Annotated in this window: 2 protein-coding genes; both read left to right on the top strand. The window is 47.1% G+C overall.

Going from position 1 to position 5511, the window contains the following annotated elements:
- On the top strand, positions 1-4881 hold a 4881-nt coding region (locus KDK18_RS03275), incomplete at its 5' end, for a hypothetical protein (RefSeq protein WP_257253190.1).
- Between the two features lie 251 nt (positions 4882-5132).
- The coding region (locus KDK18_RS03270) for a hypothetical protein (protein WP_257253189.1) at positions 5133-5511 on the top strand (379 nt) is incomplete at its 3' end.

Below are 5511 nucleotides of genomic sequence, written 5' to 3'. Positions count from 1 at the left end.
AAGTTGGAAATAACAGAAGCTCCGGGGGAGGATATTGTTTTTCATGGTCAGATGCCAAATCCGGATGACGTCGCTTTTGTAGAAACCCTCTACAAACTCTGGGCAGAAGCTGGGGTTAATAATCGCGCCCCTGCAGGCATAACAGAGCTTCTCAAACATAAGATCAAAAGCTACGAGTTCGTCATCCGAAGCAGGCAGATGGCACTGCTGGAGGAGATTGTTGCACGACACGATATCGGCGTTAACAAAGATCAACCGACGATGCTTTCTAACGAAGATAAACTGGCGGTGCGTTCCCTTGCAAATTACGAATCCCTCCAGCAGGCATTGGCGCTGGCTACTCCAAATAAACCATATAAACGTCAATATGAGTTCACACTGGAACACATCAGAGCCGCTTCATCAGTCATCACGCAAACCCGGATGTATAAGCAACTCGAAGAACACTTTGGCTTCAAACCCGTACTTAAAAAACTTCTGATGAACCCACACTTTTTACAGCATATTCGGAAAGTGATACCCGTTGTCGGCGATATCAAACAAGCGCAGATCGATCCCGAAAAAGACGAAGAGTTTACTGCCAGAGTGATGACCGACATGACCAGACAGCTGCTTGAGTTATCCAGGAACCTGGAGAAGCTGCGGGCAAAACATGCCAGACCGGGCACACTTAACGAAAAATTAATTCGCGAAGCGGCAACAGAACTTGGTATTGATAACTGGGATGATATCCAGTCATCAGAAGAACAAGCCAAAATTTTCAGAAAGAAAATTCATGAAATCACGCAGGCGTTGGCTACAACCTTTGCTGCAACAGAACAGCCTGATTATGGAATTATAATGACAAAACTGGCAGCTCTTGAAAATCAGTTCGGTATGACTCCGGACAATGAAAACGATCTTGTTGCCCGCTTTCAGTCTGTTCAACAGCATATACAACATAAGACAGAACTGGCCGACGAGGAGGCTCCGGAGAGACTGGCCAACCTGGAAAGTAAGCTCGGCCTGATTCCTGACGACGAAGATGCCCCGCAAGTCCGTCACCAGGCCATTCTGCAGCACCTTGAACAGCAGAAAGCTCTGATCCAACAACACCTCCTTCAGAAAACCATCACAGAAGCTGGAAATGCAGCTGCAATCAAAGCTCGCTATGCAACCATTGCCGCAGATTTAAACATTAAAAATTTTGATACCAATGCAAATGTTGACGCTCAGCAAGAACAGCTGCTTCAGAAAATCAAGGCAATGGATATTCAAAAAGACATCCTGCTCCATACAATGAAGCAAATGTATGGTCAAGATCATTCTTACCCCGAGGCCAGGCAAAATGCTCTGGCAGAGATTCTTGGTATTAGACTCAGTGAAGACAGCACAGAAGAGAACCAGAACGTCCTGGAAAAATCAGTATTCAATATGTTCATCTATCTTGCAGGCTTCGAAAAAAAACTGGAAGACATCAGAACATCAAGCCTCCGTCCTAAAATACTTCGGAAGCTGACCGCTGTAGAAAAAACCCTGAACATGGTTGACCTCGATAGCGAGGGCGATGTGTATTATCGTCGTAACGCGATTTCTGAGAAAATTCAGACATACCTCTCAGAGGCCAGACAGCGGGCAGAGGAAGAGGCGCTGGATGTACTGAAAACCGCAGAAGAAATACTCGAGATCCAGGTCAGTGAAAGTGATAACAAACTGGAACGACTTGACAGGGTTCGTATAAAACTTGAAGACGATGATGTCATCGAAAAAATAACGGAGCATCAGTATCATGCCCTCTGGAGAGAAGATACCAAACCTGCTGATTACAAAAAAAGGAAAGGTAAACTTGAGAAGCTCCTGCTTTATTCTCATCTTACCCTTTATGTCGAACATGCAGATCAGCTAGCCAAAGGACGACAGAATCTGATGCTTCAGGCTTTAGAGGACGATCTGGGCATCGACAGGAGTGAAAATGCTGCTGCCAGGGAAAGGAACAAGGCTTTAATTGCTAAAGTGGCCGATAATCTGGAAGTAGAATTAGAAAAAGACGCCAGCGTGCAAAATCAGGTGGATGCCCTACTGGCCAGAATTTCGGAATTAAGGTTCAAAGTATTCCACCGCTATGAAGATGAAGGTTTATCAAGAGATACAAACAATGAAATTGCTCATCAACTCAACATTAAAGACTATAAAAATAATGCCTGTGTGGATGATCAGATCACTCTCATTGAAGAAACACTCGTAAAACTGACTCGAGAAATTCACAAAGTGGGTCAGCCTACCATTAATGAGCGTACCGCAGTCATTGAGAATGAGCTTGACAGGCAAATAGCTCAGCTGAAACTAAATCCCCGATACGTACTTGAACGTGAGGTAGCCAGAGCCAGGCTAGCAGTAAAAGAAGCTAAAAATGTCCTGGAGAAGACTAAACGCGATATGGATGCGTATCTCCAAGAGACCTCGGATGAAGACGACGTGGAGCTCAATCGGGCAATGAAACAATTTCAGAGCGAGCTGGGTCTGTCTGCAGGTGACGAGCAGTCCAATGAAGAGCGAGCAGAGGACATCATAAAACACCTGCTGGGATACAGTGTCGAAATACGGGATGAAATCATTAAGGAACAGGAAGCCAAAACAAATCTGCACATCTGGATAAATGGCGACCCCGCTTCGCTGGAAGAAGCTGATTACATTCTTGCTGTTAATGACCATTCAGATACCCAAGGTCGGGCAACCGATGAAGATGGAGTATGGGGTGAACTGCCTCTTACCAGAAAAAAGTACACTCAGGTCACGGAATTCCAGCGTGAGCACGACAGGGATAGCAGTCCCTTCCTGTACTCACCAAGAGAGGCAAAACTTCTGACCGATATCAAAGACTTCATGCAGCAGCACCCTCTCAAAAAACAAGCTATGGAAGCCGCAATTGGCCTGCGCGTAGCAACAATGGAGAGCGATAAGGGAATGACATTTCTTCCGGCTTTCAATTTTAACGATGAATTTGCATCCATTCGCGTACAGGCAAATGCCGACGACAAAGTGACATTTAAACAGGCCAGTCGGATTGTGGAAGTTTTTAAGAGCCTGAAGACCGCCTTTCCTAAATCCCCTGTCCAGCCCCCGTATGGTCAGCCCGAGGATGCACTGGATGAAGTTGATATTCTTGCGCTCAAGGCCATGGATGAGATGAAAATAGGATCCCAAGAATTCAAGGACGAAATTCGCGCCATGGGCAAAACAGACATTCACTTCGTCGAGCCTGAAACGGAGGATCTGGAAAGCTTCCCGGAATACTTCGCTAGCCATTCTGCCAGTGGTAACAAGATCATAGCTCTGCTGCGCGAAGGCGCGATCAGCAAGGTTGAACTTGAGAACTACTTAAAGGCTATCAGAGGTGTCGATGGATATCAGACAGTGGATGAATTTGAGCACTTCCTTGGTTATAAACACGCCGTCAACGTGCCTCGCTTTAAAGTCGTTGTCCGGGCACTGTCCGATGAGGGAGCTGAGCAATTCATGCGGATTGCCTTTGCTCCTGTGACCGTGACCGCAACTTGTCCGGCGGGTATGAAAGAGTCCGTTGCCGACATGAAAGAGTACGCAGCGGCTATCATCGCGAACTATGTGCTTGATGATATTGCCTTTGAAAATGGTCGCAGGTCGGCAGCATTTCTGGCCAATGTTCAGGATACCCTGGCACCCTACGCCAATGCCGTTGGCTTGTCTGAATCAGAGCTGATCCAGGCTATCCATGACACATTAAAGCAGGCTCATGCCGCAGCGGTTGAACAGCAGCTCAATGACTACTGGGCCAAACCTTCAGCCTTCCTGTTACAGGCGGTCACCTGGTACTACTCCAGCTATAAACCTCTGCTGGTGACCCATACCACCTTGAAGGCTGGCTTACTGTCGCTGTCAAACATGTGGTTACTCTATCTTCTGGACCTGACCAACAGGGGTGATTACACGCACAGGATGCGCATACCTTTCCAGCACTGGTTGGAACACTACAGCTTTGATCTTGACCGAACCCAACACTATAAATTCCACAGTGAAATTGAACAACTTGCAGAGCTGGGCGGGCTGGCGATGCCATTCGGCAAGGCTGCTTCCTCAGTCGTTCTACTGAAAACCGGTTCCATGCTGTTTGCAAGACAGCACAACGCCAACCCCCGGATGTATCGCAGCATTTCCCGCCTGGTGCCCGAAATAGTGGCATCCATGAGTTCCGGGCAAGGCGTTCAGGTACCGCTGCTGCACCGGGTGACACCACAAAAAATAAAGACTCTGGCCTCGGCCACAGCCGGACTGGTGCTGGGTCCGGTAGCCACGGTCGGAGCATACGCCCACGGTCTGATATCAGGGTTTACCTACGCCCAAACCTTCGGATTCGCTCTGGCTTCGAGTCTCACTTACGATTTCTTTATGAACGACAACAAGATGCTTACTCAATGGCTGGGTGGCCCTCTGGGCCGGAGTCTTGACAAGATAAATCGCTGGACAGGCGTGGGTGAAACGGAATCTGACTATGTGAAACGTACCGCTATTGCCTCGCCTCAGCGCTTTAATGAAACCGATGAAGCCTATGCAAACCATGTTAAAGCAAGCAACATAATGCCTGGCTGGACTCGACATGAAAATTATCTGCAGTTCCGTGAACGCCGTGATCGCACAATGAAAATGTTTGAGAATAGCTGGGAGAAATACTTCAGGGACAATGTGCCTAAATGGTCGTTTTCTCATGCAGAAAGTATTCCTGACTCCTACACTCTGGGTGCTTTATTCGAGTCAAGGGCTGCAGCGGCTGACGAAAACCCTGCTGCGGTGAAAGCAGCAAGGACTGACCTTGAGGTTGAGAAGCTTCACCTTGATAAAGATAAGAATACCCGCCACGAACTTTGATACCAGACCTCGTTATTAAGGAATAAATACCCGGTTTCTTTCAGATCAGGCCATCGACTGAGCACTGTAAGAAGTTATGAATGCATTCCTTCCCTGAAAAAAATGCTCCATTTTACTGGCATTGGACTTTAATACTGTGAACTGAATTCGTTCAACAGCTTACCGGAACAGCCATGAGCCAAGTTGCTTCCTCGCCAGGAAGGGCAATCACTTTTCACAGTAATAAAAGTATTCAGCTCTGAGGTAGTAGAATGACAAATACCTGCCCCAATGCATTAAGCCTTGCAGTGGCCATTGCAATCAGCTCTTCCATCATGAGTACAGAAGCACTGGCCGTTCGCAAACTGGAGACAAAATCTGCCTATATTCCGGGCAGTAGAGGTGCTGAGTATACTCGTAGTGAAGTCATGGTTCAGCCAACTTTAGGTGATGACCAGCAGCCAGTACCCAAATCTGTTACCACCACCTACCCTTATGAGCCTTCACCTTCAGAAAGTTCCGATTATAATATCCCTACCACTATAAGCCATACAGACATTCTTTATGGTATTGATGGTGGCGTTTCCAGTGTTGACCAGTTTGAAACAGACGAGAATGACGTTGCTCAGAAATATACCAAAGTTCTCAAGG

The organism is Endozoicomonas sp. SESOKO3 (genome assembly GCF_024606255.1).
Note: the sequence above shows the minus strand (reverse complement) of the source record. Positions and strands in the feature narration are given on the sequence as shown.